Annotated in this window: 12 protein-coding genes; 7 read left to right on the top strand and 5 right to left on the bottom strand. The window is 55.8% G+C overall.

Annotation, left to right across the window (positions count from 1 at the left end):
* Window positions 1-67: 67 nt before the first annotated feature.
* From RT197_RS11300 to RT197_RS11290, 3 genes are read right to left on the bottom strand one after another with little or no spacing between them, the layout of a single operon-like run.
* A complete protein-coding gene (locus RT197_RS11300; RefSeq protein WP_312950512.1) occupies window positions 68-1282 on the bottom strand; it encodes an SGNH/GDSL hydrolase family protein in 1215 nt (404 codons plus the stop codon).
* On the bottom strand, window positions 1269-2303 hold the full coding sequence (locus tag RT197_RS11295; RefSeq protein WP_312950509.1) for a DUF459 domain-containing protein: 1035 nt from the start codon (window positions 2301-2303) through the stop codon (window positions 1269-1271). Before RT197_RS11295 ends, RT197_RS11300 begins: the two co-directional genes overlap by 14 nt.
* Window positions 2290-3585, bottom strand: a complete 1296-nt coding sequence (locus RT197_RS11290) for an MBOAT family O-acyltransferase (protein ID WP_312950507.1) — start codon at window positions 3583-3585, stop codon at window positions 2290-2292. Before RT197_RS11290 ends, RT197_RS11295 begins: the two co-directional genes overlap by 14 nt.
* A 254-nt stretch (window positions 3586-3839) precedes the next feature.
* Here RT197_RS11290 and alkA point away from each other — a divergent pair, with 254 nt between their 5' ends.
* Window positions 3840-4685 (top strand): DNA-3-methyladenine glycosylase 2, encoded by an 846-nt coding sequence (gene alkA, locus RT197_RS11285; RefSeq protein ID WP_409529689.1) that lies wholly within the window; start codon window positions 3840-3842, stop codon window positions 4683-4685.
* Here the strand turns inward: alkA and RT197_RS11280 are convergent.
* A complete protein-coding gene (locus RT197_RS11280) occupies window positions 4678-8007 on the bottom strand; it encodes a diguanylate cyclase (protein ID WP_312950505.1) in 3330 nt (1109 codons plus the stop codon). The genes alkA and RT197_RS11280 overlap by 8 nt on opposite strands.
* Before the next feature lie 338 nt (window positions 8008-8345).
* Here RT197_RS11280 and udk point away from each other — a divergent pair, with 338 nt between their 5' ends.
* The 3 genes from udk to asmA all read left to right on the top strand — a co-directional run bounded on the left by udk (window position 8346) and on the right by asmA (window position 11533).
* Window positions 8346-8987: a uridine kinase gene (gene udk / locus RT197_RS11275; protein ID WP_312950503.1), complete on the top strand. Its 642-nt coding sequence runs from the start codon at window positions 8346-8348 to the stop codon at window positions 8985-8987.
* Window positions 8988-9077: 90 nt separating this feature from the next.
* Window positions 9078-9659, top strand: a complete 582-nt coding sequence (gene dcd / locus RT197_RS11270; protein ID WP_312950500.1) for a dCTP deaminase — start codon at window positions 9078-9080, stop codon at window positions 9657-9659.
* 26 nt (window positions 9660-9685) lie between these two features.
* Window positions 9686-11533, top strand: coding sequence for an outer membrane assembly protein AsmA (gene asmA / locus RT197_RS11265; protein ID WP_312950497.1), 1848 nt, complete (start codon window positions 9686-9688; stop codon window positions 11531-11533).
* 71 nt (window positions 11534-11604) lie between these two features.
* Here asmA and RT197_RS11260 read toward each other — a convergent pair whose 3' ends face one another.
* Window positions 11605-13191: a TerC family protein gene (locus tag RT197_RS11260; RefSeq protein ID WP_312950494.1), complete on the bottom strand. Its 1587-nt coding sequence runs from the start codon at window positions 13189-13191 to the stop codon at window positions 11605-11607.
* Between the two features lie 675 nt (window positions 13192-13866).
* On the opposite strand from RT197_RS11260, the gene RT197_RS11255 reads away from it, so the two are divergent.
* The 3 genes from RT197_RS11255 to wzc are packed head-to-tail and all read left to right on the top strand — an operon-like array spanning window position 13867 to window position 17621.
* Window positions 13867-15006, top strand: coding sequence for a polysaccharide export protein (locus tag RT197_RS11255; RefSeq protein WP_312950491.1), 1140 nt, complete (start codon window positions 13867-13869; stop codon window positions 15004-15006).
* A 6-nt stretch (window positions 15007-15012) separates the two neighbouring features.
* Window positions 15013-15456 carry a low molecular weight protein-tyrosine-phosphatase Wzb gene (wzb, locus tag RT197_RS11250; protein WP_312950488.1) on the top strand — a complete coding sequence of 148 codons (444 nt, stop codon included), beginning with the start codon at window positions 15013-15015 and terminating at the stop codon, window positions 15454-15456.
* A gap of 2 nt (window positions 15457-15458) precedes the next feature.
* Window positions 15459-17621: a tyrosine-protein kinase Wzc gene (gene wzc, locus RT197_RS11245; RefSeq protein WP_312950485.1), complete on the top strand. Its 2163-nt coding sequence runs from the start codon at window positions 15459-15461 to the stop codon at window positions 17619-17621.
* Window positions 17622-17895: the final 274 nt, after the last annotated feature.

Here is a 17895-nt window from a genome sequence, read left to right as displayed (position 1 = left end):
AAGAAGGGGGGCGACTTTAGCGAAATGTCAGCGGGGCTGCAAGCCCGGACGCGCCGGGCTGTGGTATTTACTGCGCCGACGCGAGCAGGGCGCTGAATTGATCGAACAGCGCATCCGCGCTCTTTTTATAGCCTTCAGCGGAGAGATGTACCCGGTCGGGACGGGCATCGCCGCTGGCGGCCCAGCGATCCATGGCACATGCGCCGCCCATAAAGGCGCGCCAGTCCCAGAACAGGATCTGCTGCGCCTGCGCAACCTGCTGCTGCACCGCGATGACGTTGGCGAGGCTGGCTGGCGCGCGCGCGCCACAGGCGGACGACGCTTTATTTTTGATGCTGTCCGGCGGGCCGATCAGCAGAATGACCGCGTCGGGCAGCGCCTGACGAATTTCAACGATCCGCTTTTCCAGCTGGCTGCGATACCGCGCCGGGTCGAGATCGTCCTGAAACGCCTCGTTGGTGCCGTAGGCCAGAATGACCATATCCGTTTTCAACGCCACCAGCGGCGAAAGCCAGTCGGACTGCCATTTTTCCCAGCCGGAGAGCGTCGCGCCGTTAATTCCCAGGGCGGATAAGATCACCCCCGGCTGCGCGGAAGAGATAAACCAGCCGCCCAGTTGACCCTGCCCCGGCATACTCAGCGTGGCGGTCAGCGGAAAGGTCACTTTTTGCGGGGCGGAGATCTGCCACTGATTCTCGCTGTCAGGCAGCCTCATTACGCCGCGCGCGGTGGTCAACGTCGCATCGGCGGCGGATTTGTACAGCGCTTGCAGGGAATACACCCCGCCGTCACCGTGAGTCAGTTTCAGCGTGACTGGCGCGTTGTCCACGTTGGGCCGGGCGATAAGCCCGGTAAACGGAAAATCCTGGCGGGTTTCTTTACGGGTGGAGTAAAGCTGCCAGCGTTGCGCCGGCTGCTGAAAGCTCACCACCGCGCTGCGCTGGCCGGGAACCGCCAGCGGACTGACCATGCCGGGGCCGCCGTCGCCGTAGCGGGACTGAAAGCGCTGGCGGAGCTGTCCGGTAAACATATCCGCCGCCGTGTGTGAATCGCCAAGCTGAACAATATGAACCCGCGCATTTTTAGCCCGCAGTTTTTCTGCCAGCAGACCAAGCCTGGCGTCGCCAAAGCGGGTGAGCTGATTCTGCTGAAGCCCGGTCGGAGCCTGGACGGTGGCCGGTTTGACCTCCTGCTTCTTTTGCAGGTGGCAGGAGAGCATCAGCAGTATGCCGACAAACAACGTCAGCGGACGCCACAATGAAATGCATTTATTTTTGAACATCAGGGGTTTCTTCTTCTGTGCCATCGACAATCAGCATTGACAGTACCCGGTCGGCAATCATTTTTTGCCCTCTGGGAGTAAAGTGGATGCCGTCTCCGCTGCGCAGTTTTAGCTTCCGTCCATCGACTTCCTGATAGTCTGAATAGCTATCGCCCTGATAGCCCAGAATATCATTGGCAGAAAGATAATATTGACCCGCCTCGTTGACGGCCCCGGCGTAGAGCGTATTCAGCCGCGCCATGTCCCCGGACAGTCTGGCTTTACGCATATTCGGCGGGCCGATCCAGATCACCGGAATGTGTTTTTGCTGCGCGCTGTGCAGGATGTTGTCAATCCGGCTACGATAAAGCAGCGCCCATTCCGGGCTTGAGAATTTAAGATACGCACCGCCGCCGTCGGGTTTCATCGGCCAGGGATCGTTAGGGCCGAGAAACATCACCAGCAGTTCAATGTCCGGCTCGTGGTGCAGCGTTTCGCTGACGGTGCGCGGCCAGTCAAAAAAGCCCGGCGCGGTAAGGCCGGTGCTTTGCTTACTTTTATTGATGCTCTGAATGCCGTAGCGTTTATTCAGCGCCAGCATGATATGCGGGGCGATCCCCTGCATCATTGAGTCTCCGGCAAAGAACACTTTGCCTTTGGGCGTCAGGTGGACGTGTTCTTTATCCCGCGGGACAGCGGGCGTTGCAGGGTCAGCGACGGGTCGCGGTGCGGCCTCTACCGCCGGAAGCTGCGCGGCGATCGCCACGTCAGGCGACGGCGCGACGGCCACGGACGCAGGCTCCTCTTCCAGCGCTGCGCTAAACGCGGTTTTACCGGCGTCAAACGCGCCTAAAATTTTATCCCCCTTCAGCCACAGCGGTTGATCCAGCGTGCTCCACGGCGCATCGCGATGAAACTCCTGCTGCCAGTAGAGCGACAGCGAACGCTGATTAAGCCACACCACGCACAGCGTGCTGAACAGAATGATATAGAGAAATTTATTTACCTTTTCAAATAGCGTGACTTTATCAAAAGTTTGCATAAATAAACTCCGGCAGACCCGCAGGGGCGAAAAAGAAAATCAGCGTTAAAAAAAGTGCCAGCGGCAGCGGGAAATAGAGCCACGGAATTCTGCATATCAGTGCGCCGACTCTTATTCGCAGCGAATAAAGGCGGGGATAAATAATAAAGAAAATGAAAAAAAGCAGAATTGTCGCACCCTCTGGCGCGCTCAGCAGAGAAGAAAAGGAAAGCTGGCCGATCCCGCTGAGAATACGCCAGGCGCTGGCGACATCGCTGGCGCGGAAAAATATCCACGCAAAGCAGATAAAGTGGAACGTCAGCAGTCGCGAGAGCAGGAGCCTGACCGGGCCGGAATGTTTGCCGGGCAACCAGCGCGTTTTATAGTTGAAGATCACCAGCCCGATACCGTGGATCGCTCCCCACAAAATAAAATTTACTCCGGTGCCGTGCCACAGACCTGAGAGGGCCATCGCGATCAGCAGGTTGATATTTTTGCGCATAAATCCCCGCCGGTTGCCGCCCAACGGAATGTAGATATAGTCGCGAATAAAGGTCGATAAACTGATATGCCAGCGCGCCCAGAAATCCGAAAGGTTTTTCGCCTGGTAGGGGGCGTTAAAATTCACCGGCAGGCTGAAGCCAAGCAGCGCAGCCAGCGCCGTCACCAGATGAGTGTAGCCGGAAAAATTGAAATAAATTTGCCATGCGTAGGCGTACACCGCGACGATGAGCTGGAGCGGGGTGGCACTTTCGGGCGAGTCAAACACCGGGTTGACGTATTGCCCGGCAAGCCACGCGCTGCACAGAAAGAGTTTGGCTAACGCCAGCGCCAGCAGGCACACCGGCTTCTGGATATTGCCGAGCCTGCGCGGGGTGGCAGCGTCAATCTGCGGCAGAAAATGGCTGGCGCGGTTGATTGGCCCGGAAACTACGCTCGGAAAGAAGCTGATATACAGCAGCGTGCTCACCAGGCGGGCTGGCGCGATCTCCTTTCTGGCAATCGACACGATGTAGCTGACGGAGTGAAAAAGATAAAACGACAGGCCCAGCGGAACGAGAATATTCACCACCGGCAGATCGATCTGACTAAAGCTGGTTTGCAGGCTTTCCCTCGCCGCCGGATAGTATTTAAAGGCGGTAAAGAAGCCGATAATCAGCAGCGCAAGAAGAGAATATCCCGCCCTGGATTTATTTGTTTTGTGAATAAATAAACCTAAATAATAAATCAGCAGGCTGTATATCAGCATGATGACGGCGGAGCTAAGTGAAAACCAGGCGACAAAAGCGTAACTGGCGATCAATAAGATTTGGTTCTGTATTTTCGTATAAGAACAGGATAGCCAGTAAAGTAAAAAAAGCGCCAGAAAAAGCCACGCAAACGTGATTGATAACATGTTCATGATTTAGCCATCCCTGCTAAAAGTCTTTGCGACCGCAGGAATATACGCTGTCAGGTCGGGCGGAAGCAACGGCTCATAACATTAAATTTCTGTTATTCTTGAGATGAATATTTAATGATAAATAATATATTTTTTGGATTTTTTGAGGAGAACAGATGTTTACATTGCCCTGGCAACCGCCCTATGACTGGACGTGGATGTTCTCATTTCTGCGCGCGCGTGCCGTCAGCGGCATTGAGACGTTCGACGACGACAATTACACCCGCAGTATCGCGCTGGCAGGACACCGGGGTTTGATGACCCTGACGCCCGATCCCGGCAATGGCACCCTGAAAGTCAACCTTAGTGAAGAATTGCTCCCGGTGGCGGAGCTGTGCCTGCAACGTATTATGCGGTTGCTGGATTTACAACGCGATCCGCAGCTCATTGCCGCTGCGCTTGGCGATCTGGCCCGCGCCCGTCCGGGACTGCGCCTGCCGGGTTCGGTGGACGTGTTTGAACAGGGCGTGCGCGCGATCCTCGGTCAACTGGTCAGCGTGGCGATGGCGGCGAAGCTCACCGGGAAAGTGGTGGCAGCCTGCGGGGAACCGCTGGCGCAGGCACCGGGCTACTACACCTTCCCGACGCCGCACGCGCTGGCGGCGGCCGATCCGCTGGCACTGAAAGCGCTCGGAATGCCGCTTAAGCGCGCCCAGGCGCTGATCCATCTGGCGCAGGCGACGCTTGACGGCCGTTTTCCGCTCCAGGCGCCGACGGATGTTGAACAGGGGGTGAAGATGTTGCAGACATTTCCCGGCATCGGGCGCTGGACGGCGAACTATTTCGCCCTGCGCGGCTGGCAGGCAACGGATGTTTTTCTGCCGGATGACTATGCCATCAAGCAGCGTTTTCCGGGCATGACGCCCACGCAGATCCGCCGCTACGCTGAACGCTGGCAGCCGTGGCGCTCATATGCGCTGCTGCATATCTGGTTCACCGAAGCGTGGCGGCCGCTTAATTAATGGCGAAATAGCTGGTGCTTAACAGCAGATCCAGCGGCTGGTTTTGCGCGATGGTATCGCCGTAAATCAGATCGATACCAATCCCCGACAGCACATCCATCATCACCGGGGTGTTGGTCGGTCCGGCAATGCTCTTCATGCCAAGGCGATGGGCGTGACCCTGAATAATCGTCACCATCATTTCATCCAGCAAATTGGACTGCACGTTGGCGACCAGTTCCGGGTCGAGCAAGATATAGTCCGCCATTTGCGGCGTCAGATGGTTAAACAGCTCCAGATCCTGATTGATATGGCTGAGGATGATTTTGCATCCGGCCTGGCGCAGTTTTTTAATTCCTTCGTCAATCTGATGACCGTTGCGCATCACCGCTTCAGAATGGATCACCAGGTGCAGCAGACGCGGCGGCAGCGGGCTTTTTTCCAGCAGCGCCAGCAGCTCATCCACCAGCGTCATGCTGGTTAAGCCCGCGGTGGAGAGGGGGAGGGTAATGCCCAGCCCTTTGCTGGCCACCGCCGGAGCATGATGGCGGAAAAATTCGGTAAACACCCGCCGATCCAGCGCGTGAATCAGTTCCGGGTCGGCAAGCCCGGCGCGGAACGCCTGCTCTTCCATCATTTCGCCTTCGCTGGTCCACAGCCGCAGCGAAAGCAGCCAGAAGTGGCTGGATTCAGGAATGCGCGGGGAGGCGACGCCGCGCGCCATCATCAGCAGGTGATTGTCTTTGATCATCTGCCACTGTTCTTCCAGAGACATCATGCTGCGCTTTTCGTGCATCCGCTCCTGCTGCGGCTCGTAAACGGTCACAATCCCGCGACCGTTATTTTTCGAGGCGTAGCAGGCGATATCGGCCTGCGACATGACTTCAGATGCCTGAGTATTGGTCTCATCAATCAGGGTGATCCCGGCGCTGGCTCCGATGCGGTGCAGGCGGCCTTCCCAGATAAAGTGATAGTCATTGATGGCGTTAATAATGCGTCCGGCGATGTAGCGGGCGCTTTCAATATTACAGTCCGGCAGCAGCAGGCCGAATTCATCGCCGCCCAGCCGGGCAAGGATATCGCTGGTGCGCAGCATACTGAGCATTAGCGAAGAGAGTTCCCGCAGCAGCGCATCGCCCGCCGCGTGTCCGGCGCTGTCGTTGACCGCTTTAAAACGATCGAGATCGATAAACACCAGCGCATGACGCTGATGGGTTTCGTGCACCGTTTGCAGCAACCGTTTCAGATGGCTTTCAAAACTGACCCGGTTTGCCAGATGGGTCAGGGCATCGTGCGAGGCGCTGTAGCTAAGCTGGCGCAGCATTTTGCGCGATTCGGTGACGTCCTGAATGACCAGCACCGAGCCGATGGTCTGCCCGTCGAGGGTACTGAGCGGGGTAATACTGTAGTGAATATCGTAGCTGCCGCCGTTGCGACAATGAAGGATCAGATCCTGCTCGATGGCCGAGCGTGACATATCACCACTATGAATATTTTCCATGATCGGGCCGTTATCGCCGAAGGTGATGCGCAGCACCGTCAGCAGCGGCTGACCGATGGCCTGATCCTGCGTCCAGCCGCTCATTTTTTCGGCGACTGGATTCATAAACGTGACTTTCATATTGTCATCGGCGCACACCACCGCTTCGCCGATTGAATCAAGGGTGATATGCAGACGCTCCTTTTCCTGGAACAGCGCTTCGTTCAGCTGTTTCACCTCGGTCATATCCATATTGACCCCCAGCAGTCGTTCCACTTCGCCCTGTTTATTAAGTACCCGGCTGGCCAGCGAACGAATATGGCGGATGCCTTCTTTTACCTGAATGCGGAACTCCAGCTTGAACGGCGCGCGGTTGCGCAGCGCGTTGCGCACAGTCTGCGACGCGGACTCGCGATCTTCCGGCAGCAGTTTCTGGTGCCAGAGCTGCCAGGTGGGTTTGACGTGCGGCTGGATCTCGTACAGCTCAAACATCCGTTGATCCCAGGTGATCACATCCGGCCCCAGTTCCCATTCCCAGATGCCAATCCCGCCCGCTTCGTTGGCGAGGGTGATCCGCTCCATCAGCCGTTTGTTAACCCATTCGGTGTGTTTGAGATCGGTAATATCTTCAATCTGCGAGATAAAATAGAGCGGCGTTCCGTCTTCATGCCGCACCAGCGACACTGCCAGCAGCGCCCAGACCACTTCGCCTTTGCGGGTGTAGTAGCGTTTCTCCATTGAGTAGCTGTTAATTTCGCCGCGCACCAGCATGTTCAGCTGTTCAAGATCGCTGTTGAGATCTTCCGGCCAGGTCAGTTGCTGGAAGGTTAAATTGCGCAGTTCATCCTGGCTGTAGCCGAGGAAGTGACACAGCGCCTTATTGACCTGAAGCCACTGGCCTTCGGTGCCGACCAGCGCCATCCCGATGGCGGAATATTCCATCGCGTTGCGAAAGCGCTCTTCGCTCTCGGTAATGTGTTTGCGTTCAGCGCGAAAGGCGTACATCACCATCGTCATGATATTCGCCGGGAGCAGCATCATCAGGAACGGCAGCCACGGCGTATTGGCCATGGCCGCCATGTTAGGCGCGGTCAGATTAAGCGGGTTGGTCGCCATCATCATTGAAACCATCATCACCGTCAGCAGGAACACCAGAAAGGCTTCCATACGTGGCAGGCGCACCGCGCTCCACATCAGCAGGACGATAATGCAGGTAAACGGCCACGGCAGATACAGCATCGCCAGCGCGCTAAGCGCCAGCGTCAGGGCGAGAGTCACCAGGGTTTCAAACAGCAGTCGCGGTTCGCGGTGGCGCAGCAGATAATGCGGCTTGTAGAGCAGCCCCAGCGGCACCAGCGCCAGCGCGGCAATCACTTCAGAAAGCACCCACACCAGGAAAATGTGCAGCGCGTCGTCGCCTTTAATCAGCGGAATGATCAGCAGCCCGCCGACCAGCGGCGGAACAATGGCGCTACCGACCGCCAGCCGTACCCAGTCCGCCAGACCTTTCAGCGGATTATATTGCGGCAGCAGTTTACGCAATAGCACAGCGCCCACCACCGCTTCGGTAATGTTAATGCCGGTGTACCACAGATTTACCGAGGCCAGGGAATGGATCACCACGCTTGCCGCGATGCTGCCCAGCGAACAGGCGATGGCAATTCCCGGCCACATTTTCCCGGCGTGACGATAAAAAGCGACCATCATAATGGACGTCGGAAACCACAGCGGGGCGATAAGGGTGCCAAAGCGCGTCAATTCGAGCGAAAAGAGGGTAAAAATGAAGGTTAACAGCCCCAGGCTGATAAAACGCAATAAAGGATGCGCAGGGGTGATCACTACTCGCTGGTATGGTTTCTTCATTACCATTCTATCCGCCAGACTCTGGGCCAGAAGTAAGCCCGAACGCTAAGATGTCAAATTGGGATTATGCTAGTACAAACAATTTACAATTCCTATGGTGACTGGTCATAATTTGACATCAATAAGATATTAATTAGCGATTCCGGGTAAAAAAAACAGTATTGCGTTAAAAATGAGCACAAAAGTTTTACTAAAGTCCCTGTCGCGCCGTTAAGAACAGTCTGAAACCATTGCGTGCATTCGACTGGTATCATCACGCACAAATCCCTATAATTGCCGCGTTTGGCGCTTCGGCGTCGCCCTCCCTTACAATCCAGGTTAATCAGGTCGCTAAATTTATGACTGATCAGTCTCATCAGTGCGTCATCATCGGCATCGCAGGCGCATCGGCTTCAGGTAAAAGTCTCATTGCCAGTACGCTTTACCGCGAATTACGTGAACAAGTTGGCGACGAGCATATCGGCGTTATTCCAGAAGACAGCTACTATAAAGATCAAAGCCATCTGCTGATGGAAGAGCGCGTTAAAACCAACTACGACCATCCGAGCGCGATGGATCACAGTCTGTTGTTCCAGCATTTACAGGCTCTGAAACGCGGAAATGCGATTGAACTGCCGGTTTACAGCTACGTTGAACATACCCGCACGCCTGAGACGATTATCATCGAACCCAAGAAGGTCATTATTCTTGAGGGGATTTTGCTGTTGACCGACGCCCGACTGCGCGGCGAGATGAATTTCTCCATTTTCGTTGATACTCCCCTGGATATCTGCCTGATGCGCCGTATTAAACGCGACGTTAACGAGCGCGGGCGTTCAATGGATTCAGTGATGGCGCAGTATCAGAAGACTGTGCGTCCGATGTTCCTGCAATTTATTGAGCCGTCTAAACAATACGCGGACATTATCGTTCCGCGCGGCGGCAAAAATCGCATCGCCATTGATATTCTGAAAGCCAAAATAAGCCAGTTTTTTGAATAAATTACGCGTATTGTGTAACGTGCAACGATAAACAGTTCTTCCCTTATGTCGCAGGCATAAGGGCACGCCGCCCAATTAAGGAGAAAGCGTATGCGTTTGTGTGATCGGGATATTGAAACCTGGCTGGATGACGGTCGATTGTCGATTAATCCTCGTCCACCGGTCGAGAGAATTAACGGCGCGACGGTGGATGTCCGCCTCGGCAACAAATTCCGCACCTTTAGCGGACACACGGCGGCCTTCATTGATTTAAGCGGGCCGAAAGCTGAAGTCAGCGCGGCCCTTGACCGGGTGATGAGTGATGAAATCGTGCTGGCGGAAGGCGATGCGTTTTATCTGCATCCGGGCGAACTGGCGCTGGCGGTGACGCTGGAGTCGGTGACGTTACCCGCCGATCTGGTGGGCTGGCTTGACGGACGTTCCTCTCTGGCGCGGCTGGGGCTGATGGTCCACGTGACCGCCCACCGTATCGATCCGGGCTGGTCGGGCTGTATCGTGCTGGAGTTTTATAATTCCGGCAAGCTGCCGCTGGCGCTGCGTCCCGGGATGCTGATTGGTGCGCTAAGCTTTGAACCGTTGTCCGGCCCGGCGGCCCGTCCCTATAACCGCCGTGAAGATGCGAAATATCGCGATCAGCAGGGTGCTGTTGCCAGCCGTATCGACAAAGACTGACGTTTCGCGGTTTTACTGAGGATGCCATGAGAAGATTTCTGACGACGCTGATGATCCTGCTGGTAGTGCTGGTCGCAGGCCTTTCCGCGTTGGTAATGCTGGTAAATCCCAATGACTTCCGTGCCTATATGGTGCGCCAGGTTGCCGAGCGCAGCGGTTATCAGCTTAAGCTCGACGGCCCGCTGCGCTGGCACGTCTGGCCGCAGCTGAGCATTATTTCCGGGCGAATGATGCTGACCGCGCCGGGAGCCAGCGAGCCGCTGATCGTGGCGGATAACATGCGGCTGGACGTTTCGCTGCTGCCGCTGCTTTCGCACCAGTTGCAGGTTAAGCAGGTGATGCTGAAAGGCTCGGTGATCCAGTTAACGCCGCAGACCGAAGCCGTGCATGAGCGCAATGCCCCGGTAGGCCCGAAAGACAATACGCTGCCGCAGGTGGCAGAAGATCGCGGCTGGTCATTTGATATCGCGGGTTTACAGGTTGCCGACAGCGTGCTGGTTTTCCAGCATGACAGCGACGAACAGGTGACGGTGCGTAATATTCGCCTCGCCATGCAGCAGGATAAATCCCACCAGGCCGATATCGATTTTTCCGGCAATATCACCCGCAACCAGCGCGATCTGACGCTGGCGCTGAAAGCCAAAGTTGATGCCAGCGATTATCCCCATCTCCTGACCGCCTCGATAAATCAACTCGACTGGAAACTACAGGGCGCAGATTTACCCCAGCAGGGGATCGGCGGGCAGGCCACCCTGCGCGCGCAGTGGCAGGAAGAGCAGAAAAAAATTGCCTTCAGCCAGCTTAATATAACCGCCAACGACAGCGCGCTGAGTGGTGAAGGCAGCGTGGTGCTCGGCGAGCAGCCGGACTGGGCGCTTAATCTTCAGTTCGACAAACTGAATCTCGACAATCTCCTCGGCCAGCCAGCGTCGTCCGTCAGTAGCGCCGTGCGCCAGCAGGGGCAGAGTCAGAAGAGTCCACCGCGTCCGGTGATTGCCGCCGACGGCGACGTGCCGGATTACCGTGGGCTGGCAGGCTTCAACGCGCGGCTGATGCTGAAAGCGAAACAGCTTCAGTGGCGCGGGATGCCTTTCACTCAGGTCAGTACCCAGGTGACAAATCAGGCCGGTTTGCTGAAGTTTAACGAGCTGCAGGGCAATCTCGGCAGCGGGCATATTTCGCTTCCCGGTTCGCTGGATGCGCGCAGCAGCACCCCGATGGCGACGTTCCGCCCGCGTCTGGAAAATATCGAGATCGACACCATTCTGAAGGCGTTTGATTATCCTATCGCCATGACCGGGAAAACCAGTCTGAGCGGCACGTTCTCCGGGCATAAAGTGGACGCAGACGCCTTCCGTCGCGACTGGCAGGGCGACGCGCAAATCAAAATGAACGATGTGCGCGGGGAAGGGCTGAACTTCCAGCAACTGGTGCAGCAGGCCGTGGCCCGCAGCAGCAACGTGCAGGTGCAGGAGAATTACGAAAGCGCCACCCGTCTGGATACCCTGACCAGCACCCTTTCCCTGAAGGAAGGTAAAATCACGCTGGCGGAGATGTCCGGCAGTTCACCGCTGCTGGCGGTGGACGGTAAAGGCACGCTGGATCTCCAGGCAGAGCAGGGCGATATGCTGTTTAACGTGCGCGTGCTTGACGGCTGGAAGGGCGACGAGAAGCTGGTTGAAATGCTGAAAACCACGGCGATCCCGCTGCGCGTTTACGGCAAGTGGCAGGCGCTGAATTACAGTCTGGAAGTGGACTCAACGCTGCGCAAATATTTGCAGGACGAAGCCAAACGGCGCATTAACGACTGGGTGGAGCGCAATAAAGACAGCCGCGATGCCCAGGACGTTAAAAAGCTGCTGGAGAAAAAATAGGTTTCGCGAGGCTGCATTTCGACGGGGTTATCCCTTTGTGCCGGGTGGTGATTAGCCACCCGGCAACGCATTTACACTTCGTAATCCGCTACGTCGTCTTCTACCGGCGGGATAATTTTTACTTTCTGCACCCGGTGGCTTTCCACCTGCAACGTTTTCAGCGTATAGCCGCCGACCAGCACCTCTTCCCCGGCCTTTGGCACCCGCTGTAAATACTCCATCAGCAGACCGGCGATGGTGTGATACTCGCGCCGCTCGTCGAGCGGTAGCGGCACATACTGAACCAAATCTTCCAGCGGCATATGGCCGTTTGCCGTCCAGCCGCCGTCGGCGTCTTTCTGGATATCATGGCGGGCGTCGATCTCTTCCACTTCGTTCGGCAGATTCCCGGCGATAGTTTCCATCACGTCACTCAGCGTGACCACTCCTTCCACCGACCCAAACTCATCCACCACAAAGGCGAAGTGGGTGCGGGCATTGCGGAATTGCTCCAGCGCCGACAGCAGCGGCAGACCCTCCGGGAACACCAGCGGCTGGCGCACCAGCACCCGCAGATTCAGCGCCTCGCCGTGCAGTGACTGTTGCAGCAAATCAAGAATATGCACCACGCCGAGCAGGTCTTCTTCTTCGTCGCCGCCGGTGATCACCAGCCGGGTATGCTGGTTTTTGTCCAGCAGCGCGCGGATTTCCTCTTCCGGGGCGCTCAGATCGATATGTTCAATATCATGGCGTGAGGTCATGATACTGCTGACGGTGCGCTGGTTAAGATTCAGCACCCGCTCAATCATCAGCCGCTCCTGAGGATTAAAGATCTGCCGGTCATCGTGGTCGGCAAGCAGCGAGGAGGTTTGCGCATCCAGCTCGGCATCTTCTTTGCGCCCGCTCAGCAGGCGCATTACCGCTTCGGTGGTGCGCTGGCGCAGGGTATGGTTTGCCGAAGAGAGGAAACGGCGGCGATTAAAGTTCGCCAGTTGATTCAGCCCTTCAATAATGACCGAGAAACCAATTGCCGCGTACAGATAGCCCTTCGGAATATGGTAGCCAAAGCCGTCAGCAATCAGGCTGAAGCCGATCATCAGCAGGAAGCTTAAGCACAGAATAACAATCGTCGGATGATTGTTGACAAAGCGGGTCAGCGCTTTACTGGCGAGCAGCATAACGCTGATCGCGATAATCACGGCGGCCATCATTACCGGCAGGTGATCGACCATGCCGACGGCGGTGATCACTGAATCCAGCGAGAATACCGCATCGAGGATGACAATCTGCGCCACTACTGCCCAGAACTTCGCCCCGCGCCGCTGGGTGGGGTTTTCGCTGTCCTTTCCTTCCAGCCGTTCGTTAAGTTCGACCGTGGCCTTAAACAGAAGAAACAGGCCACCCACCAGCATAATTAAATCGCGGGCGCTGAAGCTGAAATCGCGGACGCTAAATAACGGTGTGGTTAACGTGACCAGCCAGGAAATTGAGGCCAGCAGCCCGAGGCGCATCACCATTGCCATCAACAGGCCGGTGACGCGCGCCCGGTCACGTTCAGCAGGCGGCAGTTTTTCTGCCAGAATCGCGATAAATACCAGGTTATCAATGCCGAGTACCAACTCGATAACCACCAGCGTTACCAGCCCCGCCCAGATTGAAGGATCGGCAATCCATTCCATATTGAAGTAATACCTTAAGTTGCATGACGTTTGTCATGTATTCGATCATGGATAAAGCGACGGCAAAATGCAATAAATTGCTGAGATTTATCCTGGTAATAAGACATTAACTGTACGAATTTAGGCTTTATTTTTATTTGCAATAGCCATTTTTATTTTCAGACTATATCGCAAAGTTGTTTTTGCGGCAGAATGCGCACTGTAAAGTCAATATCAATAAATTCCTAAAACTCCAAAACTTTGCGCTTAATATTATTCTTAAAAGCATGTTTACCAAAGATTACTGTCTTGCCAGTATTTAGCTTAGCTGCAACAATTCTTCCTGCATAAACTGAGAGATTCTTTATGGCAGCCTCAACCCGGTTATTGTTCTGAATGATAACCCCGCTTTACCTGTGCCATTAATAATCTCTGCGATAGCCGTTTATGTGGAGTGGTGCCTGTATCTTTATGATTCGACAGTGATTTGGTAACTGAAAGCCAGGGGCGGTAGCGTGCCAGCAAGCCAGTTATCCAGCCTCTAATATTCTGTCAATAGCCTGCAGATGAATAAACTTTTTTTTAGGAAATATGCCACTTAACTTTTTACTGTTTCCCGGCATTCTTAAAATGGTATCTCCACCGGTTTATTTTAATCGCACAGGATAATTACTCTGCCAAAGTGATAATTAATCAATGATGAAATCCAAACTAAAATTGATGCCATTATTGGTGTCTGCAATTCTGATTAGCGGTTGCACCGTCTTTCCCGGCAGTAATATGTCGACAATGGGCAAGGATGTGGTGAAACAACAGGACGCTGATTTCGACCTCGACCGAATGGTGAATGTTTATCCGCTGACGCCCCGACTCATTGAGCAATTACGGCCACGGCCTAATGTCGCCCAGCCCAACATGTCGCTGGATCAGGAGCTAAACAATTATCAATACCGCATCGGGCCGGGCGACGTACTTAACGTCACCGTCTGGGATCACCCGGAACTGACCACCCCGGCGGGGCAGTACCGTAGTTCCAGCGATTCCGGTAACTGGGTACAGCCTGACGGCACCATTTTTTATCCGTACGTTGGCAGGATTAAAGTGGCGGGCAAGACGCTGAGCGAAATTCGCAGTGATATTTCCGGGCGTCTGGCGAGCTATATCACCGACCCGCAGGTTGACGTCAATATTGCGGCCTTCCGCTCGCAAAAAGCGTATATCTCCGGTCAGGTTAATAAATCCGGCCAGCAGGCGATCACCAACGTGCCGCTGACCATTCTCGACGCCATTAACTCGGCGGGCGGGCTGACCGACAGCGCCGACTGGCGCAACGTGATCCTCACCCATAAAGGCCAGGAGCAGCGCATTTCCCTGCAGGCGCTGATGCAGAACGGCGATTTAAGTCAAAACCGTCTGCTATACCCGGGCGATATTCTGTTTGTGCCGCGCAATGACGATCTGAAAGTGTTCGTGATGGGCGAAGTGAAAAAACAGAGCACCCTCAAAATGGACTTCAGCGGCATGACGCTGACCGAAGCACTGGGTCAGGCGGAAGGGCTGGATCTCACCACCTCCAACGCCAGCGGGATTTTCGTTATCCGTCCGCTGAAAGACCCGAGCGCCGCGCGCGGCAAGATTGCCAACATTTACCAGCTGGATATGGCCGATGCGACGTCGCTGGTGATGGCGACCAACTTCCGCCTCCAGCCGTATGACGTGGTGTACGTGACAACCGCACCGGTTGCCCGCTGGAACCGTCTGATTAGTCAGTTGCTGCCAACGATCAGTGGCGTTCGCTACATGACCGACACGGCGACCGACCTGCACAACTGGTAACGCGCGATGTTTAACAAAATCTTAGTGGTCTGCGTGGGGAACATCTGCCGTTCCCCGACGGCGGAACGTCTGCTGCGGCAGTACGCGCCGTCGCTCACCGTTGACTCTGCCGGACTGGGGGCGCTGGTGGGCAAAAGCGCCGATGCCAGCGCGGTCAGCGAGGCGCAGGCGCATCAGCTTTCGCTGGAAGGGCATACCGCCCGGCAAATTACCCGCCAGATGTGTCAGGAATACGACCTGATCCTCGTGATGGAGAAAAGGCATATTTCCGCGCTGTGCAACATGGTCCCGGAAATGCGCGGCAAAGTGATGCTGTTTGGTCACTGGGACAATGAGCGGGAAATTCCCGACCCATACCGCAAAAGCCGTGATGCGTTCGCTGCGGTTTACGCCTTACTCGATCAATCTGCCCGCCAGTGGGCGCAGGCACTGAACGTTCAGCAGGGATAACAATGACTGATAAAGTACAACCTTCTGCCGCCCCAACGACGGGCAGTGATGAAATCGATATTGGCCGTCTGGTCGGCACTATTATCGAGGCGAAATGGTGGGTGCTGGGCATTACCGCGCTGTTTGCGCTGATTGCCATTATCTACACCTTGTTCGCCACGCCTATTTACAGCGCCGATGCGCTGGTGCGTATTGAGCAAAACGAGGGCAGCGCGCTGGTGCAGGATATCAACAGCGCGTTAACCAATAAGCCGCCCGCCTCGGAAGCGGAAATCAAGCTGATCCAGTCACGTCTGGTGCTCGGCCAGACCGTGGACGATCTGGATCTGGATATCGCCGTCACCAAAAACACCTGGCCGGTGCTGGGTGATGGCTGGGAACGGCTGATGGGCCGCCAGAATGAGACGGTCAGAGTCACCACCTTCACGCTGCCGAAGGGCATGGCCGAGGATGTCTTTACCCTTGAGGTGCTGGACAAACAGCATTATCGCCTGACCAGCGACGGCGGCTTTGATGCACAAGGGCAGGTGGGTAAACCGCTGGAGCAGGATGGCGTCACGCTGAACGTTGATTCCATTCATGCCCGCCCGGACACACAGTTCACCGTTACTAAATTTTCCACCCTGGGGATGATCAACACCCTGCAAAACAATCTGACCGTGACCGAAGACGGCAAAGATACCGGGGTGCTGACGCTGACCTATACCGGGGAAGACCGCGAGCAAATCCGCGAGATCCTCGACAGCATCACCCGCAATTACGTGAAACAGAACGTGGCGCGTAAATCGGAAGAGGCGTCGAAAAGCCTGGCGTTCCTTGAGAAGCAGCTCCCGGAAGTGCGCGCCAGCCTGGACGAAGCGGAGAATAAACTTAACGCCTATCGCCAGACTCAGGATTCAGTCGATTTACCGCTGGAAGCGAAATCGGTACTGGACTCAATGGTCAACATTGACGCCCAGCTTAACGAACTGACCTTTAAAGAAGCGGAAATTTCCAAGCTCTACACCAAACGCCATCCGGCCTACCGCACGCTGATGGAAAAACGGCAGGCGCTGGAAGAGGAAAAGGCGCGCCTTAACAAACGCGTCACCGCCATGCCGAAAACCCAGCAGGAGATCCTGCGCCTGACCCGCGATGTTGAATCCGGTCAGCAGGTCTATATGCAGTTGCTGAACAAACAGCAGGAGCTCAGGATCACCGAAGCCAGTACCGTCGGCGACGTGCGCATTGTTGATGACGCCATTACCCAGCCGGGCGTGCTGAAGCCGAAGAAAGGGCTGATTGTCCTGGGCAGCATTCTGTTTGGCCTGATTGCTTCTGTCGTCGGCGTACTGCTGTTCTCCCTGCTGCGACGCGGCGTGGAAAGCCCGCAGGCGCTGGAAGAGCGGGGCATTAATGTGTACGCCAGCATTCCGCTTTCCGAATGGCAGAAAACCCGCGATCGCGTGACCGTCAATAAAGGCGTGAAGCGCTACAAGCAGAGCCAGCTTCTGGCGGTGGGGAATCCGGCGGACATGGCGATTGAGGCGATCCGCAGCCTGCGTACCAGTCTGCACTTCGCCATGATGCAGGCCAGCAACAATGTGGTGATGATGACCGGCGTCAGTCCGTCCATCGGTAAAACCTTTGTTTGCGCCAACCTCGCGGCGGTGATCAGCCAGACCAATAAACGCGTGCTGTTGATCGACTGTGATATGCGTAAGGGCTACACCCATGAACTGATGGGGACCACCAACGCCAACGGGCTGTCGGAGATCCTGATTGAGAAAGGGGAAATCTCCTCCTGCGCCCGCCCGACGTCAATCAACAATTTCGATCTGGTGCCGCGTGGTCAGGTGCCGCCGAATCCTTCCGAACTGCTGATGAGCGACCGCTTTGGCGAGCTGATTCACTGGGCCAGCAAAAACTATGACCTGGTGCTGATCGATACGCCGCCTATTCTGGCCGTTACCGACGCTGCCGTAGTGGCGCGCTATGCCGGAACGACGCTGATGGTAGTGCGCTACGGGGTGAACACCCTGCGCGAAATTGAAACCAGTATGGGGCGTTTTGAGCAGAACGGTGTTCCGGTGAAAGGGGTGATCCTCAACTCTATTTTCCGCCGCGCGACGGGGTATCAGGATTACGGGTACTACGAGTACGAGTACAAGTCGGATTCTAAATAGGGGTTTGTGAGCGGCCTGGTACTCGTTGCTCCCCCTCACCCCGGCCCTCTCCCTCAAGGGAGAGGGAGAAAACCGGACGTTACCACGAACTCGGTTTTGGGGAGAGGGAGAAAACCGGGCGTTACCACGAACCCGGTCCTGGTGGAGAGGGAGAAAACCGGGCGCAACCACGAACTCGATCTGTTCCCTCTCCTGGGGGAGAGGGTTAGGGAGAGGGCGTTGACGTGAGGGAAGGAGGATAAACGCCCCCCCCCCCCCCCCCCCCCCCCCCCCC

Origin of the sequence: Superficieibacter sp., from assembly GCF_032071645.1 — a bacterium.
Classification (GTDB): Bacteria; Pseudomonadota; Gammaproteobacteria; order Enterobacterales; family Enterobacteriaceae; genus Superficieibacter.
This window is presented reverse-complemented; position numbering and strand designations above follow the sequence as displayed.